13 protein-coding genes and 4 tRNA genes are annotated in these 17,104 nt (G+C 62.1%); 5 read left to right on the plus strand and 12 right to left on the minus strand.

Going from position 1 to position 17,104, the window contains the following annotated elements:
* Nucleotides 1-1,230: efflux RND transporter periplasmic adaptor subunit (locus tag WA904_RS20700; protein WP_425199018.1), on the minus strand; the 1,230-nt coding region annotated here is incomplete at its 3' end.
* 169 nt (nucleotides 1,231-1,399) lie between these two features.
* On the opposite strand from WA904_RS20700, the gene WA904_RS20705 reads away from it, so the two are divergent.
* The gene (locus WA904_RS20705; RefSeq protein WP_425199019.1) at nucleotides 1,400-2,050 is read left to right on the plus strand and encodes a TetR family transcriptional regulator; all 651 of its coding nucleotides are present in this window, start codon (nucleotides 1,400-1,402) and stop codon (nucleotides 2,048-2,050) included.
* Here the strand turns inward: WA904_RS20705 and WA904_RS20710 are convergent.
* The 11 genes from WA904_RS20710 to WA904_RS20760 form a co-directional block, all read right to left on the minus strand.
* Nucleotides 2,047-2,685 (minus strand): DUF6806 family protein, encoded by a 639-nt coding sequence (locus WA904_RS20710; protein WP_425199020.1) that lies wholly within the window; start codon nucleotides 2,683-2,685, stop codon nucleotides 2,047-2,049. The genes WA904_RS20705 and WA904_RS20710 overlap by 4 nt on opposite strands.
* An 83-nt stretch (nucleotides 2,686-2,768) precedes the next feature.
* A tRNA-Leu gene (locus tag WA904_RS20715) sits at nucleotides 2,769-2,860 on the minus strand.
* A 53-nt stretch (nucleotides 2,861-2,913) separates the two neighbouring features.
* Nucleotides 2,914-2,987, minus strand: a tRNA-Cys gene (locus WA904_RS20720).
* A 103-nt stretch (nucleotides 2,988-3,090) separates the two neighbouring features.
* Nucleotides 3,091-3,166, minus strand: a tRNA-Gly gene (locus tag WA904_RS20725).
* A gap of 67 nt (nucleotides 3,167-3,233) precedes the next feature.
* Nucleotides 3,234-5,663 carry an endopeptidase La gene (gene lon, locus WA904_RS20730; protein ID WP_425199021.1) on the minus strand — a complete coding sequence of 810 codons (2,430 nt, stop codon included), beginning with the start codon at nucleotides 5,661-5,663 and terminating at the stop codon, nucleotides 3,234-3,236.
* 175 nt (nucleotides 5,664-5,838) lie between these two features.
* A complete protein-coding gene (gene clpX, locus WA904_RS20735; protein ID WP_425199022.1) occupies nucleotides 5,839-7,104 on the minus strand; it encodes an ATP-dependent Clp protease ATP-binding subunit ClpX in 1,266 nt (421 codons plus the stop codon).
* Nucleotides 7,105-7,280: 176 nt separating this feature from the next.
* Nucleotides 7,281-7,898, minus strand: a complete 618-nt coding sequence (gene clpP / locus WA904_RS20740) for an ATP-dependent Clp endopeptidase proteolytic subunit ClpP (protein ID WP_425199023.1) — start codon at nucleotides 7,896-7,898, stop codon at nucleotides 7,281-7,283.
* A gap of 115 nt (nucleotides 7,899-8,013) precedes the next feature.
* Complete coding sequence (tig, locus tag WA904_RS20745) at nucleotides 8,014-9,324, minus strand: trigger factor (RefSeq protein WP_425199024.1); 1,311 nt, start codon at nucleotides 9,322-9,324, stop codon at nucleotides 8,014-8,016.
* Nucleotides 9,325-9,418: 94 nt separating this feature from the next.
* Nucleotides 9,419-9,505, minus strand: a tRNA-Leu gene (locus WA904_RS20750).
* Nucleotides 9,506-9,628: 123 nt separating this feature from the next.
* A complete protein-coding gene (locus WA904_RS20755; RefSeq protein WP_425199025.1) occupies nucleotides 9,629-12,793 on the minus strand; it encodes an efflux RND transporter permease subunit in 3,165 nt (1,054 codons plus the stop codon).
* Between the two features lie 7 nt (nucleotides 12,794-12,800).
* Nucleotides 12,801-13,970: an efflux RND transporter periplasmic adaptor subunit gene (locus tag WA904_RS20760; RefSeq protein WP_425199026.1), complete on the minus strand. Its 1,170-nt coding sequence runs from the start codon at nucleotides 13,968-13,970 to the stop codon at nucleotides 12,801-12,803.
* Nucleotides 13,971-14,102: 132 nt separating this feature from the next.
* Between WA904_RS20760 and hpnC the strand changes: the two genes are divergently transcribed.
* From hpnC to WA904_RS20780, 4 genes are all read left to right on the plus strand, one after another.
* The gene (gene hpnC, locus WA904_RS20765; protein ID WP_425199027.1) at nucleotides 14,103-14,984 is read left to right on the plus strand and encodes a squalene synthase HpnC; all 882 of its coding nucleotides are present in this window, start codon (nucleotides 14,103-14,105) and stop codon (nucleotides 14,982-14,984) included.
* 40 nt (nucleotides 14,985-15,024) lie between these two features.
* The gene (locus tag WA904_RS20770; RefSeq protein WP_425199028.1) at nucleotides 15,025-15,780 is read left to right on the plus strand and encodes a hypothetical protein; all 756 of its coding nucleotides are present in this window, start codon (nucleotides 15,025-15,027) and stop codon (nucleotides 15,778-15,780) included.
* 39 nt (nucleotides 15,781-15,819) lie between these two features.
* Nucleotides 15,820-16,662 carry a presqualene diphosphate synthase HpnD gene (gene hpnD / locus WA904_RS20775; RefSeq protein ID WP_425199029.1) on the plus strand — a complete coding sequence of 281 codons (843 nt, stop codon included), beginning with the start codon at nucleotides 15,820-15,822 and terminating at the stop codon, nucleotides 16,660-16,662.
* A gap of 169 nt (nucleotides 16,663-16,831) precedes the next feature.
* Nucleotides 16,832-17,104, plus strand: a 273-nt coding sequence (locus tag WA904_RS20780; RefSeq protein ID WP_425199030.1) for an FAD-dependent oxidoreductase, incomplete at its 3' end; no start/stop codon positions are given.

Below are 17,104 nucleotides of genomic sequence, written 5' to 3' on the forward strand. Positions count from 1 at the left end.
GGAGCTGGCAGCAGCCGGCGCCGACGCACCAGCCGCGGGCGCCGGGGCGGCACCGGCGGGTTGCCAGGGCACGGGCTTGACGGTGGCACCGGGTTGCAGTTTCTGGAAACCGTCTGCCATAACCTGCTCGCCGGTTTTCAGGCCTTCGAGGATCACCCACTGGTTGCCTTTGGCAGAACCGATTTTCACCGGCCGCGTTGAAACCTTTCCGTCGGCACCGACCACCATGACCGTATCGCCCTGGCCTGAACGGGTGACAGCCTGCTGAGGCAATGTCATGGCATTGGTCGCCTGCGCCTGTTCCAGGCGCACACGCACATACAGGCCGGGCAGCAGTTGCCCGTTGGGGTTGGGCACCTCAGCACGCAGGGTGATCTGGCCCGTGGTGGCATCCACCGTCAGGTCGGAAAACAGCAGGCGACCAGGCCGCGAGTATTCCGTGCCGTCTTCCAGCAGAATGCGCACGCTGGCCGCGTCCCCGCCGGTGGCGCGCTTGAACTGGCCGCTGTCCATGGCAGCGCGCAACTTCATCACCTCCGATGCTGACTGCGTGAAGTTCACATACATGGGGTGGATCTGCTGGATCACGGCGAGCTGTGTCGCATCACCCTGCCCGACCAGTGCGCCCTCGGTCACCAGCGCACGGCCGATACGGCCCGAAATGGGCGCAGTCACTGAGGCATAACCGAGGTTGATGCCGGCCGTCTGCACATTGGCCTTGCCCACGGCCACATCGGCTTCCGCCTGCTTCTGTGCGGCCACCGCGTTCGCATATTCCTGCTTGCTGATGGCGTTGGCTTCCACCAGCGGCTTGTAGCGCTGTGCCAGCGCTGCGGCCTGGGCCAGGTTGGCTTCGGCACGTGCCAGGCCCGCCTTGGCGCTGGCCGACGCGGCGGCATAAGGCGCGGCATCAATGGTGAACAGCGTTTGTCCCGCTTTCACGTCACTGCCTTCACGGAAATGACGCTTTTGCAAAATGCCAGCTGCGCGCGCCCGCACCTGGGCCACGCGCGACGCTTCCAGGCGTCCGGGCAATTCGGTCACGAGGCCCACATCGCCCTGGGTGACGGTCACCACACCGACCTGCGCCGGTGGCGGGCCAGCAGGCGGCGCACTGCTGCCTTTGCCACACCCGGCGAGGAACAGAGACAGCATGGCAACCAGCACCAGTGGCCGGCGATGTGCAAAAAAGGGCGCCAGACGCAGCTGGCTGACATGGGACGTGGGCATGCTGTTCCTCGAATTTTCTGGACTGAAGGTGCAACGGGGTCGCGGGCGAATGGCTCAGGGGCTCGCCGGACGGAACTCGAAAGAATACGGGTTTTCGCGAGTGGTATAGTTTACATACATTCGTGAATGTATAAAGACAACAAGCAAAAAAGCCCCAGGAGACAACTGCGTGGTCCGCCGAACCAAGGAAGAAGCACTGGCCACCCGCCACAAGCTGCTGGATGCAGCGGAACACCTGTTTCAGGTTCAAGGGGTATCACGCACCAGCCTGCAGGATATCGCCCGGCGAGCCGGGGTGACGCGCGGCGCCGTCTACTGGCACTTCAAGGACAAGGCCGATCTTTTCAACGCCATGATGGACCGGGTCATCCTGCCGCTGGAACAGTCATTCCAGGACCGGCTGGGGCAGGAGGGGCCTGCCGATCCGCTGGCACGCATCCGCAGCGGCGTGGAGGAGGCCCTGGTTCGCATCGCCGGCGACCCGCAGGCGCGCCGCGTTTTCGAAGTTGCCACCCACAAAGTGGAATATGTCGACGAGCTCCAGGCCGTGCGGCTGCGTCACCTGCAAAGCCGGAATGATTTTCTGCTGCAGGTTGGAGCTGGCTTGCAGACAGCGGCGCAGCTTCATGCGGTGGAACTGGCGGTTCCGGCCGCGACCGCAGCGCAGGGCCTGCATGCCATCATCGACGGCCTGATCCAGAGCTGGCTGCTGGAAAGCGCCGCTTTTGATCTGGTGGCCCTGGGGCGGGACGTGATGGAAGTCTATTTGCGCGGGCTGGGATTTTCCCGTGCCAACAACGGCACTGCGCCTGCGCGTTAGTGCAGGTGCCGCGGCTTGCGTCCGCCGCCGCCATGGCCCGAGCCGCCCTGCGGGCCACCCAGGCCTCTGGGAGGCCTGCCAAGCTGCATGGAATTAACCAGCGCATCGAAGCGCTGCTCAAACAGTTTGTCAACGGCCGAGACCACATCGCCCAGCTCCGCAGCGTCGAAATGGCGCTCCATCAGGCCGATCATGTCCTGCACCAGCAAGTCGCGCTGGACCTGCATGATCGCGGCCGGTGTAGGGCCCACGAAGTACATCGCGAAGTCGTCCCTGGCCTCTTCGCCGTCGGGCTCTTCGTCCTCGTCAAAATCCGCATCGTAAAACGTGACTTCGATGGGCGCGCCGCTGTTGGCCAGCTCATTCAGCGCCATGCAGACCTCGTCGAGCACCTGGCGAAAATCCTCATCACCGGGAACCGTCCAGCACAGCTGCAGCAGATGCTGGTGCACATCGAAACGGATGCCGGGCTCTTCCTCGTAAACGCTGGCCGCGCCGTCCGCCAGTGATTTGGCACCCGAATATTTCCAGAGCGGCTTCAGGGCGTCCTGCAACTGCTCAAAGCCGACATCCTCACGCAACGGCACTTCGCCGTGGACGTGTATTTCAAAGGGAGGGGTGTTGTAGCGAGCCATGGAATCTATCTTAACCACTTGCGGTCTGAAATGAGCATTGCCGGTGCATGGCACGAGTTGCCTGCGACGCCTTGTTCCGGGGCTGGTGCCTGAGACCGGAATCGAACCGGTACGCCCGTTTTCACGAAGCGGCGGATTTTAAGTCCGCTGTGTCTACCAATTTCACCACTCAGGCCGGGGACATGCTGATGAACAAAAAAGCCCCTGGCAAGGGGCGGGCGAAAAGGATGGAGGCGCGGGCCGGAGTCGAACCGACCTACTCGGATTTGCAATCCGGTACATAACCGCTTTGTTACCGCGCCGTATTCTGTCTGCCATCAGTAATCCCTTCAGGATTCTATGGGCTATCTTGTGAACTATCACCAATGAAAAAGGACAGCATTTTGACATGCTGCCCTTTTGAATTGGAGCGGGAGAAGAGTCTCGAACTCTCGACCTCAACCTTGGCAAGGTTGCGCTCTACCAACTGAGCTACTCCCGCGATTACAGCCTCGAATTATAGCGCAGTTTTTTACGCCATGCGAGGAGGCTTTAAAAATTTCCAGTCGTCAATGCTTGACGCTGCCTGCCACTTCCACCACCGGCGCTGCAGGAGCAGCCGCCGCGACAGTGGTCTCGTCATCGGTCAGCGGTACAGGCTGGCGCACCAGTGCGATTTGCAGCACCTGGTCTATCCATTTGACCGGCACGATCTCCAGGCCGTTCTTCACGTTTTCCGGAATCTCCTGCAGGTCCTTTGCGTTTTCCTCGGGAATCAGGACAGTCTTGATGCCACCACGTAAAGCAGCAAGCAGTTTTTCCTTCAGCCCGCCAATGGCCGTGACCTCGCCGCGCAGCGTGATCTCGCCGGTCATCGCCACATCTCCGCGCACGGGGATACCGGTGATGGCAGACACAAAGGCCGTGGTCATCGCCGCACCGGCGCTCGGGCCATCCTTGGGCGTAGCGCCATCGGGCACGTGAATGTGGATGTCTCGCTTCTCGAACATTTCGTCCTTGATGCCCAGCACGCGCGCCCGGCTGCGCACCACGGTGCGGGCGGCCTCTACGGACTCCTTCATCACGTCACCGAGCGAGCCTGTGCGTGTGATCACACCCTTGCCGGGCATCATGGCCGCCTCAATTGTCAGCAGGTCGCCGCCAACTTCGGTCCATGCCAAACCCACTACCTGGCCAATCTGGTTGTGATTCTCGGCACGGCCGTAGTCGAATTTGCGCACACCCAGAAAATCGTTGAGATTGTCCGCAGTGACGGTGACTTTGGGCTCCATCTTCTTGAGCTGGATGCCCTTGACGACCTTGCGGCAGATCTTGGACAGCTCGCGCTCGAGCGAACGTACGCCGGCTTCGCGCGTGTAGTAACGCACGATGTCGCGGACCGCCTGCTCCTGGATTTCCAGCTCGTCTTCCTTGACGCCGTTGTTCTTGAGCTGCTTGGGCAACAGGTAACGCATGGCGATGCTGGTTTTCTCGTCTTCCGTGTAACCCGACAGGCGAATCACTTCCATGCGGTCCAGCAGGGCCGGGGGAATGTTCATCGAGTTGGACGTTGCCACGAACATCACATCGCTCAGGTCAAAGTCGACCTCGACATAGTGGTCGCCAAAGGTGTGGTTCTGCTCGGGGTCGAGCACTTCCAGCAGCGCGCTGGAAGGGTCTCCGCGGAAATCGGTCCCGAGCTTGTCGATCTCGTCGAGCAAAAACAGCGGGTTGCGCGTGCCGGCCTTGGTCAGACTCTGCAGCACCTTGCCCGGCAACGCGCCGATATAGGTGCGGCGGTGGCCGCGGATCTCGGCTTCATCACGCATGCCGCCCAGTGCCATGCGCACGTACTTGCGGCCTGTCGCCTTTGCGATCGACTGGCCCAGCGAGGTCTTGCCGACACCGGGAGGGCCGACCAGGCAAAGAATCGGCGCCTTGAGCTTGTCGACGCGTTGCTGCACCGCGAGATATTCAACAATGCGGTCCTTGACCTTTTCCAGGCCGTAGTGATCTTCGTCCAGCACTTTCTCGGCATTCGCCAGGTCGTGCTTGATCTTGGTTTTCTTGCTCCAGGGCAATCCGGTCAGCACGTCGATGTAGGTGCGCACCACCGTGGCTTCGGCCGACATTGGCGACATCAGCTTGAGTTTTTTCAGCTCGCTCTCGGCCTTCTTGCGCGCTTCCTGCGGCATCTTGGCGCTCTTGATCTTTTTCTCGATCTCTTCGATGTCCGCGCCCTCTTCGCCTTCACCCAGCTCTTTCTGGATTGCCTTGACCTGCTCGTTCAGGTAAAAGTCGCGCTGGTTCTTCTCCATCTGGCGCTTGACGCGGCCGCGGATTTTCTTGTCGACATTGAGGATGTCAACTTCACGTTCAAGCTGCTCGTAGAGGTTTTCCAGGCGGGCCTTGACATTGTCCAGGTCGAGAATGACCTGCTTGGCGTCCAGCTTGAGCGGCAGGTGCGCAGCAATCGTGTCGGCCAGGCGGCCGGCATCGTCGATGCTTGAAATCGAGGTCAGGATTTCCGGCGGAATTTTTTTGTTCAGCTTGACGTAGTGGTCGAATTGCTGCATCACGGCGCGGCGCAGCGCTTCCGTCTCGCTGGTCTTGTCACCAGGCGTGAGCACGGCCGGCTCCACCGGCGTCACATTGGCGCTGAAGTGAGACTCACCTTCCTCGATCCTGTTGACGGTGGCGCGTTGCTGGCCTTCGACCAGCACCTTGACCGTGCCGTCCGGCAGCTTGAGCATCTGCAAAATCGTGGCGACGCAGCCGACCCCGAACATGTCCTCGACCGACGGTTCGTCCTTGGCGGCGGCTTTCTGGGCCACCAGCATGATGCGGCGCTCGGCCTCCATCGCCGACTCCAGGGCCTTGATGCTCTTGGGCCGGCCGACGAACAGCGGAATCACCATGTGGGGAAACACCACCACGTCACGCAAGGGCAACAGCGGCAGGTCAATCGGGCTGGAAGGCAAGGTAGTTTGTGCGGACATATCAACCCTTTAAAGGTAAGCCTCAAGGAAAACCCGTCTTTCAGGTGCAAAGGGGGATTTTCAGTATCGGTGAAAACATTATCTGGAAAGTGGGGAACAGCGGCCACTTTTCAAGCCAGCGAGAAGATTTACCTGGATGAAGGCATAACGCCGGGATGATTTCGCCCTGGCGGCATCAGGCCTGCTTGGCGGCTTCCCGGTACACCAGTAGCGGCGCCTTGTTTTCCTCAATCGTCGACTCGTCCACCACCACTTTTTCCACATTGCTCGTGTTGGGCAGGTCAAACATGGTGTCTACCAGGGACTGTTCCAGAATCGAACGCAGCCCCCGTGCACCGGTTTTGCGGGCCAAGGCCTTGCGGGCAATGGCCTTGAGCGCTGAAGGGCGAATTTCGAGATCCACGCCTTCCATCGAGAGCAGCTTGCTGAACTGCTTGACGACAGCGTTCTTGGGTTCTGTCAGGATCTGCACCAGCGCGTCTTCAGTCAGCTCCGCGAGCGTGGCGACCACGGGCATGCGCCCCACCAGTTCGGGGATCAGGCCGAACTTGATCAGGTCTTCGGGCTCCACGTCCTTGAAAGCTTCAGTCAGGCTGCGGGCCTTTTTACTCTTGACGCTGGCGCCAAAACCGATGCCCGACGATTCGGTGCGGTTTTCAATGACTTTTTCCAAGCCCGAGAAGGCACCGCCACAGATAAACAGGATGTTGGTGGTGTCAACCTGCAGGAAATCCTGATTAGGATGCTTGCGGCCGCCCTGCGGCGGCACCGACGCCATCGTGCCTTCGATCAGCTTGAGCAAAGCCTGCTGTACACCCTCGCCCGACACGTCGCGGGTGATGGACGGGTTGTCCGACTTGCGCGAGATTTTGTCGATCTCGTCGATGTACACGATGCCCTGCTGCGCGCGCTCAACTTCGTAGTTGCAGCTTTGCAGCAGCTTCTGGATGATGTTTTCGACGTCTTCACCGACATAGCCGGCTTCCGTCAGCGTGGTCGCGTCGGCCATCACAAAGGGGACATTGAGCGTACGCGCCAAAGTCTGGGCCAGCAGGGTCTTGCCGGAGCCGGTGGGGCCGATCAGCAGGATATTGCTCTTGGTCAGCTCGACATCGTCCTTTTTGGCTTTTTCCTTGTGCCGCAGGCGCTTGTAGTGGTTGTACACGGCAACCGCCAGCGTGCGCTTGGCCGGCTCCTGGCCGATGACGTAGCCGTCCAGTGTGGCCTTGATTTCCAGCGGCGTAGGCAGGTCGCCGCGTGTTTCGCGCACATCGTCCCCAGCGGGCAACTCATCACGGATGATTTCGTTGCACAGGTCTATGCATTCATCGCAGATGAAGACCGAGGGCCCTGCAATCAGCTTTTTGACTTCGTGCTGGCTTTTGCCGCAGAAGGAGCAGTACAGGGTTTTTTCGCTGGAAGAGCCTTTTTTTTCGGCCATGAATGTAATGCCTTTGGGTGCCCGTGGGACGTGTTAGCTAATGATAACCAAATAAACTTGGCCCTACGCATGGCGACACAGGTCTCAGCCGGCTCTGGGGGGACGGCCAATAAAAACGGCGTTCCCTGTTACAGAAACGCCGTTGCTATGTTGCAACTACGAGGGCGAACGCTCGCTCAGGGGCGTTTGGCAATCACTTGGTCCACGACGCCGTAGGCTTTTGCCTCTTCGGCAAACATGAAGTAATCGCGCTCGGTGTCGCGCTCGATTTTCTCGACAGTCTGCCCGGTGTTCGCGGCGAGGATGCGGTTGAGTTGCTCACGCGTCTTGAGGATGTCGCGGGCGTGAATTTCAATGTCGGTGGCCTGGCCCTGCGCGCCGCCCGAAGGCTGGTGAATCATCACGCGCGAGTTGGGCAGCGAAAAGCGCTTGCCCTTGGCGCCGGCGGCCAGCAGGAAGGCGCCCATGCTGGCTGCCATGCCCACGCACAGCGTGGAAACGTCTGCCTTGATGAACTGCATGGTGTCGTAAATCGCCATGCCCGCCGTGACGGAGCCGCCCGGGGAATTGATGTAGAACGAAATGTCCTTGTCGGGGTTTTCGCTTTCCAGGAAAAGCAGCTGCGCCACCACCAAGTTGGCGGTCTGGTCATTGACCGGGCCGACCAGGAAAATGACGCGCTCCTTCAGCAGACGCGAATAAATGTCATACGACCGCTCGCCGCGGCCGGACTGTTCAATCACCATCGGCACCATGCCGAGGCCTTGAATGTCCTGTGCACTGCTGTAAATCATGTGTTCTCCAATTTGTGGGCCTACTTTACCCAAAATAAATGGGGCTTGAAGCCGTAGCCGCAAGCCCCTGCAAGAGAAATTCTGCCGGCTACCGGGCTGCAGCCCGGCCGCCGCTTCAGTTCTGCGCCATCAGTTCGTCAAAGGAAACTGATTTTTCGACGATTTTTGCCTTGCCCAGCACAAAATTCGTGACGTTGTTTTCGATCACGACGGACTCGACCTCAGCCATGCGCTTTTCGTCGCTGAAGTACCAGCGCACCACGTCCTGCGGTTTCTCATAGCTTGATGCCAGCTCTTCGACGTGGGCCTTGACCTGCTCGGTCTTCGGAAACAGGTCGTTGGAGCGGGTCAGCTCAGCCACCACCAGGCCCAGGCGCACGCGCTTTTCAGCCTGCGGGCGGAAGATGTCGTCGGGAATCGGCGCCTTGTCAGCGTCCTTGATGCCGCGCTGCTTGAGGTCGGCGCGGGCGCCTTCCACCATGCGGTCCAGTTCGGCCTGGACGATCGCCTGCGGCACGTCGAGTTCGGCGTGGGCCAGCAATGCGTCCATCACGGCGTTCTTGTTGCGGGCCAGCAGGCGGAACTTCACTTCGCGCTCGAGGTTTTTCTTGATGTCGGCACGCAGGCCTTCGACGGTGGCGTCGGCAATGCCCAGGGACTTGGCCAGGGCTTCATTCACTTCGGGCAGGTGGGCTGCTTCGATCTTCTTGACCGTGACCATGAAGTCGGCCTGTTTGCCGGCGACGTCCTTGCCGTGGTAATCAGCAGGGAAGTTCAGGGGGAAGGTCTTGCTTTCGCCGCTTTTCATGCCGCGCACCGCATCTTCGAATTCCTTGAGCATCTGGCCTTCACCGACCAGGAACTGGAAAGCTTCGGCCTTGCCGCCGGCAAACGGCTCGCCATCGATCTTGCCTTCGAAGTCGATGGTCACGCGGTCGCCGTCCTGCGCAGGCGCATCCAGCGCGCGCTGGGCAAAGGTGCGGCGCTGCTTGCGCAGGATATCCACGGTCTTGTCGATGGCTTCATCCGTGACTTCCGCTGTGACTTTTTCCACTTCTGCCGTGGCGAGGTCGCCAATCTTCACTTCCGGGTAGACCTCGAAAATCGCATCAAAAGCCAGCTCGCCCTCGGGCGCGCCTTCCTTTTCGCTGATGCGCGGCTGGCCGGCCACGCGCAGCTTGGCTTCGTTGGCAGCCACGGAGAAAGCCTCGCCAACCTTGTCGTTCATGACTTCGTAGTGCACCGAATAGCCATAACGCTGGGCCACCACGTTCATGGGCACCTTGCCGGGACGGAAACCGTCCATCTTGACGGTGCGGGCCAGGCGTTTCAGGCGTGAATCGACTTCGGACTGGATGGTGTTGACGGGCAGCGTCAAGGTCATCTTGCGTTCCAGCTTCTCAAGGGTTTCAACAGTCACGGCCATGATCTACTCCTAAATTCCGAAAAATATGTTGTAAAAGACGGGCTGAGCGCACCGGGTCAAACCCGTGCGGCAGTCGTCCTGAAAATCTCAATCGTGGTGCGCGGGGGGGGACTCGAACCCCCACATCCTTGCGGACGTCAGGACCTAAACCTGGTGCGTCTACCAATTTCGCCACCCGCGCGCCGGAAACAAAAACGGGAATCCTCAGCTTTTTGGCTTGTGGACCCCCGCCTGAAATCGGTCAACTTTCTATTTTAGCCTGTATCGGCTGCCGCTTCAGCGTCCAGCCATCCCGCAGGTGGGGTCAGGCCAGGACCGGTGACTCCCGTTTCACACGGAACCATGCTGCGTACATCGCCGGAAGCGCCAGAAGCGTCAGCACCGTGGCAACAATCAGGCCACCCATGATGGCGACAGCCATCGGCCCCCAGAACACGCTGCGCGACAGCGGGATCATGGCCAGCACGGCGGCGGCAGCGGTCAGGACGATGGGGCGCAGGCGCCGCACCGCGGACTCCACGATCGCGTCCCAGGCGGGAATGCCTGCCGCGCGGTCCTGCTCGATCTGGTCGATCAGGATCACCGAATTGCGCTGGATCATGCCCATCAGCGCGATCACGCCTAGCAGGGCCACAAACCCGAACGGGCGGCCGAGCACCAGCAAGGCCCCGGCCACACCGGCAATACCCAGGGGCCCCGTCAGGAAGACCAGCATGGCGCGGCTGAAGCTGTGCAGCTGCAGCATCAGCAAGGTGAAAGTCAGAAACAGCATGATGGGAATGCCGGCTGCAATCGAGCTGGAGCCCTTGCTGCTTTCCTCGACGGCGCCGGCGACGTCAATGCGGTAACCGGCGATGCCTTTCTGGCGCCACTGCGCTTCCAGCGCCTTCAGCTGCGGCAGCAACTCGTTGGTCACTGTCGCGCCCTGCAGCCCCTCGACGATGTCGCTTTGCACCGTGATCGCATAGTCGCGGTTCTCGCGCCACATCACGCCCGGCTCCCAGGTGAAAACAGGCTTGGCGATCTGTGTCAGGGGAATGGACTTGCCCGATGCGGTCGGCAGATAGGCGTTGGCCATGTCGGTGATGGAATTGCGCTCGTCCGGCGGCGGGCGCACCACCATGTCAATGAGTTTGTCGCCTTCGCGGAACTGCCCCACCGTGCTGCCGGTCAGGCTGGTCTTTGAAGCCTGCGCGATCGACTGGCTGGTCACGCCCAGGGCGCGCGCCTTGGACTGGTCCACTTCCAGGCGCAGCACCTTCACCGACTCATTCCAGTTGTCATTGACGCCGCGGGTATGGGCGCTCTCCCGCATCACGGCCTTGACCTCATCGGCGCGTTCTCGCAGCACCAGGGGGTCCACGCCGACCACGCGGAACTGCACCGGGTAAGGCACGGGCGGGCCGTTGGGCAGCAGCTTGATGCGGCCGCGCACCTCGGGAAATTCCTGGGCCAGCAGCGCCGGCAGCTTGATGCGCAGGGACTCGCGCACTTTCAGGTCCTGCGGCAGCACGATGAATTGCGACACGTTGGTCTGCGGAAAAACCTGGTCCAGCGGCAGGTAAAAACGCGGCACGCCTGAGCCTATCCAGGTGCTGACCGAGCTGACGCCGGCCTCCTGGAGCAGGCGTGCCTCGACACGTTTGGCCGTCAGTTCGTTGGCGGCGAACGAGGTGCCTTCCGGGAACCAGATGTCGACCATGATCTCGCGCCGGCTCGAATCCGGGAAGAACTGCTGCTGCACCTTGCCCATGCCGACAATGCCCAGCGCAAAAAACAGCACTGTTGCGCCTATCGTGAGCCAGCGGTACTGCACACACCAGTTCACCGCCCGGCGAAACGTGTTGTAGAAAGGGCTGTCGAACATTTCGTGCGGGCTGTCCTGTCCGGCGGCCACCTCCTGCACATGCGGCGGCACCTTGAGCAGCAAGGTCCCCAGATAAGGCACGAAATACACCGACACGACCCAGCTCAGTACCAGCGCGATGACAGTGACCGCAAAGATCGCGTAGGTGTACTCGCCCACGGCCGATTTGGCCAGGCCGATCGGCAAAAAGCCGACGGCCGTGATCAGCGTGCCGGTCAGCATCGGCATGGCGGTGATTTCATAGGCAAAGGTCGCGGCGCGCACCTTGTCGTAACCCTCTTCCATCTTGCGCACCATCATCTCGACCGCAATGATCGCGTCGTCCACCAGCAGGCCCAGCGCGATGATCAGCGAGCCCAGCGAGATCTTGTGCAGGCCGATGCCGAAGTAGCTCATGGCCAGAAAGGTCACGGCCAGCACCAGCGGAATTGTTATGCCGACCACCAGGCCGGGCCGCATGTCGATGTAATACCGCTTCCACAGCGGGTGCTGGCCCGGGCGGCGGTGAAAACCCAGCGCGATGAAACTCACCGCAAGCACGATCACCACCGCCTCGATCAGCACCTTCACGAACTCGTTGACCGAGGTCGCCACCGCGGTCGGCTGGTCCTGGATCTGCACCAGCTCGATGCCGGCCGGCAGGCTGGTGCCAATGCGCGCAGTGGTCGCCTTCAGCGCCTTGCCCAGGGCAATGATGTCGCCGCCCTTGCCCATGGAGACACCGAGCGCGATGACCTCCCGGCCCTGGTGCCGCACCTTGACGGCGGGCGGGTCAATGTAGCCGCGCTTGACCTCGGCAATGTCGCCCAGGCGCAGCTGGCTGCCCGAGCTGGCGCGTATCGGCATAGCACGCAGCTGCTCGACCACTTCAAACTGGCCGGCCACCCGCACCTGCACCACGTCCAGCGGCGTCTGGATCGCGCCGGCGGACTCCACCGCATTTTGCTGGCCGAGCTGGCTGAGCACCTGGTTGAAGTCCAGCCCGAGCTGGGCCAGACGCTTTTGCGAGATCTCGATGTAGAGCTTTTCGTCCTGCACGCCGAACTGCTCGACCTTGGCCACATCGGGCACACGCAGCAATTGCTGGCGCACGTCGTCGGCAAAGGTCTTGAGCTCGGCATAACTGAAACCATCGGCCTGTAGCGCGTAGATCACGCCATACACGTCGCCGAAGTCGTCGTTGAAAAATGGGCCCTGCACGCCACCCGGCAAGGTGCCGCGCATGTCGCCGATTTTCTTGCGCGCCGCATACCAGACACCAGCCACATCGGCGGCTTTCGACGAGTCCTTGATCTGGAAAATGATCTGCGACTCGCCCGGCTTGGAGTAGCTGCGGATCTTGTCGGCAAATGGGACTTCCTGCAGCGTGCGCTCGAGCTTGTCGGTGACTTGCTCGGCCACCTGCTGCGCCGTGGCGCCCGGCCAGTAGGTGCGCACCACCATGGCACGGAAGGTGAACGGCGGGTCTTCGTCCTGCCCGAGCTGGAAGTAGGCGGCGAAGCCGAGCAGCATCAGCACCACCATCAGGTAACGCGTCAGCGCCGGATGGTCCAGCGCCCATTTGGACAGGTTGAAGCTGTCCTTCGGTTGTACTTGGGTCATGCCGGCCTCACTTCGCGGCAGGCGCAGCGACCGGGGGCAGCGTGGCCGCTGCGGCAGACGCTACCGGATTGATAGCTGTCTGCGCAGGCGGGGCGGTGGCTACAGCCACTTTTTGCTGATAAATCGTGACCTTCTGGCCGGGCGAGAGCACATGCACGCCAGCGCTGACCACCAGCATGCCGGGCTCCAGGCCCGAGGCCACCACCGCCTCATTGCCGTCGGCCGTGGCAATCTGGATGGGCTGGGACTTGACGGTCATGCTTGCCTTGTCCAGCACCCAGACCGCCGTGGACCGGCCTTCCTGGCGGAGGGCGGTGGTCGGCAGCTTGATGACCTGCACGCCCGCGGCGCTCAGGCCCTGCGGCTGCACGTAGACCGTAGCGCCCAGCACCGGCGGCTCCTGGGTGGCCAGCGCCACCTTGACCGGGTAGGTCCGCGTGAGCGGGTCGGCGCTGGCGCCCACTTCGCGCACTTTGCCTTCGAGCCCGGTGTTCTGCGCCCAGACCCGCACTTTGACCGGCACGCCGACCTTGATGGCGGCCACCTTGTCTTCGGGCACGGAAAACACCACATCGCGCGGGCCGTCGGCGGCGATGCGCAGCACCGGTGTGCCGGCAGCAACGACCTGCCCGACTTCTGCTTCCACCGCCGTCACCACGCCCGACACGTCCGCCACCAGCACGGCGTAATTGGCCTGGTTGCCCTGCACGGCCAGTTGCGACTGCGCCTGCTCCAGCTGGGCCTGCGCCGCTTTCAGGGTCGTGTCGCGGCGTTCCAGTTCGGCGCCGCTGATGAAGTTCTGTTCCCTGAGTTCCTTGTAGCGCTTGTAGTCGGCTGCCGCCAAGTCGCGCTGCGTCGCCGCGGCGGCGACCTGGGCACGTGCCGCATCGGCAGCCAGCTTGTAGTCCTGCGGATCCAGCTGGGCCAGCACCTGCCCGGCCTTGACGCGCTGGCCCAGCTCGGCCTGACGCCGGATGATTTTTCCGCCGACCCGGAAACCCAGCCGCGACTCGACCTGGGCCTTGACCTCGCCGGCAAATTCATAGCCGGTGTTGAAGGAGTCGATACCCACGGTCATGACCTTGACAGCCCGCACCGGCTCCTCGGGTGGCGCTGGTTTGGAACAGGCTGCCAGCAGCAAGGCGCTGCTGATGACGGCAAAGGCGGTTTTATTCATGATGAAGATGAAAAGCGGTGGCGGAACAGACCGGGGAAAATCCAGAGCAGCAGCATGCTGAAAACAAGCTACTGACTGACCGGTTAGTAATCTAGGGTAATTCCCAAGGCTTGTCAAGCGACAATCCAGCCCATGACTCCAGGTCCGCACCCTCCCTCCCTGCCCCCCCTGCAGCCGCCTTCCGGGCATTACGAAAACTTCCCTGTGGCCTCGCTGCTGTGTCCGCCGCGGTTGCGCCCGGCGGTGGCCGCGATTTACTGGTTTGCGCGTATGGCGGATGACATTGCCGACGAAGGCGACGCCTTCCCCGCCCAGCGCCTGGCCGACCTGGCTGCCTATCGCGCCGACCTGCAGGCCGCAGCCGGAGGCCGGTCTGCCTCGGCCCGGTGGCCCGCGGTGTTTGTCGCCCTGGCGCCCGTCATTGCCCGGTTCCAGTTGCCGGTGCCGCTGCTGGAAGATCTGCTCAGTGCGTTTGAACAGGATGTCGTCAAGCAGCGTTATGCGACAGAGGCCGAGCTGCTGGACTACTGCCGGCGCTCTGCCAACCCGGTGGGCCGGCTGCTGCTGCACCTGTACGGTGTGCACGACGCCGCCTCCCAGGCGCAAAGCGACCACATCTGCAGCGCGCTGCAGCTGATCAACTTCTGGCAGGACCTGAGTGTGGACATTCCGCGCGGCCGCATCTACCTGCCGCAGAGCCTGTGGCCCGCCCACGGCGTGGACGAAGCACAGCTGCTGGCCCGGGACAACAACCCAAACACTACAAAATTGATAGCTGCCTGTGCCCATTCCGCAAAGAGCAGCATGCTGAAAGGCTTTGAACTTCCAGCCACTGTGGCGCGGCAGCTGGGCGGCTTCACCGGCTGGCGCGCCGCCTTCGAGCTGCGCTGCGTGATCCAGGGCGGGCTGCGCATTCTCGACAAGATAGCCGCCATGGATTACCGCACCCTCACCCAGCGGCCCAAGCTCGGCACCTGGGATGCGGTGGCGATTTTATGGAAGGCCCTGTTCTGATGGTTCTGGCCACCACCGCATCCAACACGGGGAACACCAGATGAAAGCTTCGCGCTCACGCCCGGCGCGCGGCAGCGGGCCTCGGCTTTCCCGAATCGTCTTTCAACTACTGCGCACGGGCCTGCTGCTCTTTTGCATCAGCTTCATCTTCTTCGGTGGTGTTGTTGCAGAAGCCATCACGGCGGCGCTTCCTTGCCAGGCGCATCCCGACTACCGTGTCAGTTCCTGTCCGGCTCCGCTCAATTGGCTGGCACAAAGCATGTCCCCGTTTCTGTCAGCGCAAACCATCCTCGACTACCCGTTCATCTTCCTGCACAGTTTCTGGGCGTTCATCCTGCTCTGGCTGACGGCCATCGCCCGGGCACGCTGGGCCTCCATGCGTCCGCCCAAAGTGCTTGTCGCCGCACCTTCGGCCAAGCAGGCTGCGGCGCTTCCTTATCAGACCCCTCACCGCATTCTGCAAATCAGTTTCTGGTTCCTGCTCCTGGGTTTGATCGCGTTCTGCATCGCCCTGGGCACACCCTTCCTGGGCTCTCATGTGGCGCGCGAAATACTTCTGCAAATGGGCTGCTCTCCGGGCACCTTCGACCCTTTCACATCGCCTTGCACCGCCGCACCGGGGTTTTGGACGCCGCGCCTGCTGCCTTTTCTGATTCCGATTCTGGGCCAGTTTTTGTCGCCCATCTGGCTGCTCTGGAAGTTCTACGACGTGTTGATTCTTTGGCTGCTGGCTATTGGCCTCGTGTCGCTACTGAGGCAGCACATCGCTGGCCGGATGGCCGCGGTGAGCGCTTGACCGCGGCCTGGCCGTATACAGCCATGGGACAATTAGCGCATGAGCCCTGAGGAATATGTCCAGCAAAAAGCTGCCGCGTCCGGCAGCAGTTTTTATTACGCCTTCCTGTTTCTACCCAAGGAGCGGCGCGCAGCCATCACTGCCTTTTATGCCTTTTGCCGCGAGATCGACGATGTCGTCGATGAAGTGACTGACCCCGGCGTGGCCCACACCAAGCTGGCATGGTGGCAGGCCGAGGTGCTCAAGTCCTATGCCGGCGAGCCCACCCACCCGGTGATGAAAGCCCTGATGCCGCTGGCGCCCGGCTACCAGATCGAAGCGCGGCACCTGCAGGCGGTGATCGAAGGCTGCCAGATGGATCTGGCGCAAAACCGCTACCTCGACTTCCCCAACCTCAAGACCTACTGCCACCTGGTGGCCGGCATCGTCGGCGAAGTGGCGGCGCGCATTTTCGGGCAGACCGAAGAGGCCACCACCACTTACGCACACAAGCTGGGCCTGGCTTTCCAGATGACCAACATCATCCGCGACGTCGGCGAGGACGCGCTGCGCGGACGCATTTACCTGCCGGTCAACGAGCTGCAGCAGTTCGACGTGAAAGCGCACGAAATCCTCAAGCGCCAGTACTCCGACCGTTTCACTGCCCTGATGCAGTTCCAGACGCAGCGGGCACTCGCGATGTATGACGAAGCCCTGGCCCTGCTGCCCGAAGCCGACCGCCGCGCGCAAAAACCCGGGCTCATGATGGCCAGCATTTATCGCACCCTGCTGCGCGAGATCGAGGCCGATGGTTACCAGGTGCTGCACCAGCGTGTCAGCCTCACGCCGCTGCGCAAGTTCTGGCTGGCGTGGAAAACGCAGGCCTTCGGAAAAGTCCAGTGAGCCCCCACGCTCCCCCACTTCGTGTGCCTTCGGGGTGTCGCTGCCCCTTACACGAGAAAGAGGGGCGCTGCGCCTGCGGCCCGGCAAAGCCGGTCCCGCGGCCCCTGCTTGCAAGAGCCCGCTTTGGCCATGGCCTGCTGTTCGGGTGCGCGACTTCATGGGTTCCAGCGTGAAAGTTGCGATCATCGGCGGTGGCTGGGCCGGCTGCGCTGCGGCGGTCGAAGCCACGCGGCTGGGCCAGCAGGTCACGGTCTTCGAGGCGGCGCGCATTGCCGGTGGCCGTGCACGGCGTGTCGACGGCCGCTTGGCTGACGGCACGGCGCTGGCGCTGGACAACGGCCAGCACATCATGATCGGCGCCTACAGCGAAACGCTGCGCCTGATGGCCGCCCTCGGCATCGCGGCAGAAGACACGCTGTTGCGCCTGCCGCTGACCCTGCAG

The sequence above is a fragment of the Polaromonas sp. genome (genome assembly GCF_049790275.1).
GTDB lineage: Bacteria > Pseudomonadota > Gammaproteobacteria > Burkholderiales > Burkholderiaceae_C > Polaromonas.

Bases quoted from the DNA above. Each gene is read 5' to 3' on its own strand.
- WA904_RS20710 (WP_425199020.1), bottom strand. From the start codon at position 2,685: ATGGCTCGCTACAACACCCCTCCCTTTGAAATACACGTCCACGGCGAA.
- lon (WP_425199021.1), bottom strand. From the start codon at position 5,663: ATGTCCGCACAAACTACCTTGCCTTCCAGCCCGATTGACCTGCCGCTG.
- clpX (WP_425199022.1), bottom strand. From the start codon at position 7,104: ATGGCCGAAAAAAAAGGCTCTTCCAGCGAAAAAACCCTGTACTGCTCC.
- clpP (WP_425199023.1), bottom strand. From the start codon at position 7,898: ATGATTTACAGCAGTGCACAGGACATTCAAGGCCTCGGCATGGTGCCG.
- tig (WP_425199024.1), bottom strand. From the start codon at position 9,324: ATGGCCGTGACTGTTGAAACCCTTGAGAAGCTGGAACGCAAGATGACC.
- WA904_RS20755 (WP_425199025.1), bottom strand. From the start codon at position 12,793: ATGACCCAAGTACAACCGAAGGACAGCTTCAACCTGTCCAAATGGGCG.
- WA904_RS20760 (WP_425199026.1), bottom strand. From the start codon at position 13,970: ATGAATAAAACCGCCTTTGCCGTCATCAGCAGCGCCTTGCTGCTGGCA.
- hpnC (WP_425199027.1), top strand. From the start codon at position 14,103: ATGACTCCAGGTCCGCACCCTCCCTCCCTGCCCCCCCTGCAGCCGCCT.
- WA904_RS20770 (WP_425199028.1), top strand. From the start codon at position 15,025: ATGAAAGCTTCGCGCTCACGCCCGGCGCGCGGCAGCGGGCCTCGGCTT.
- hpnD (WP_425199029.1), top strand. From the start codon at position 15,820: ATGAGCCCTGAGGAATATGTCCAGCAAAAAGCTGCCGCGTCCGGCAGC.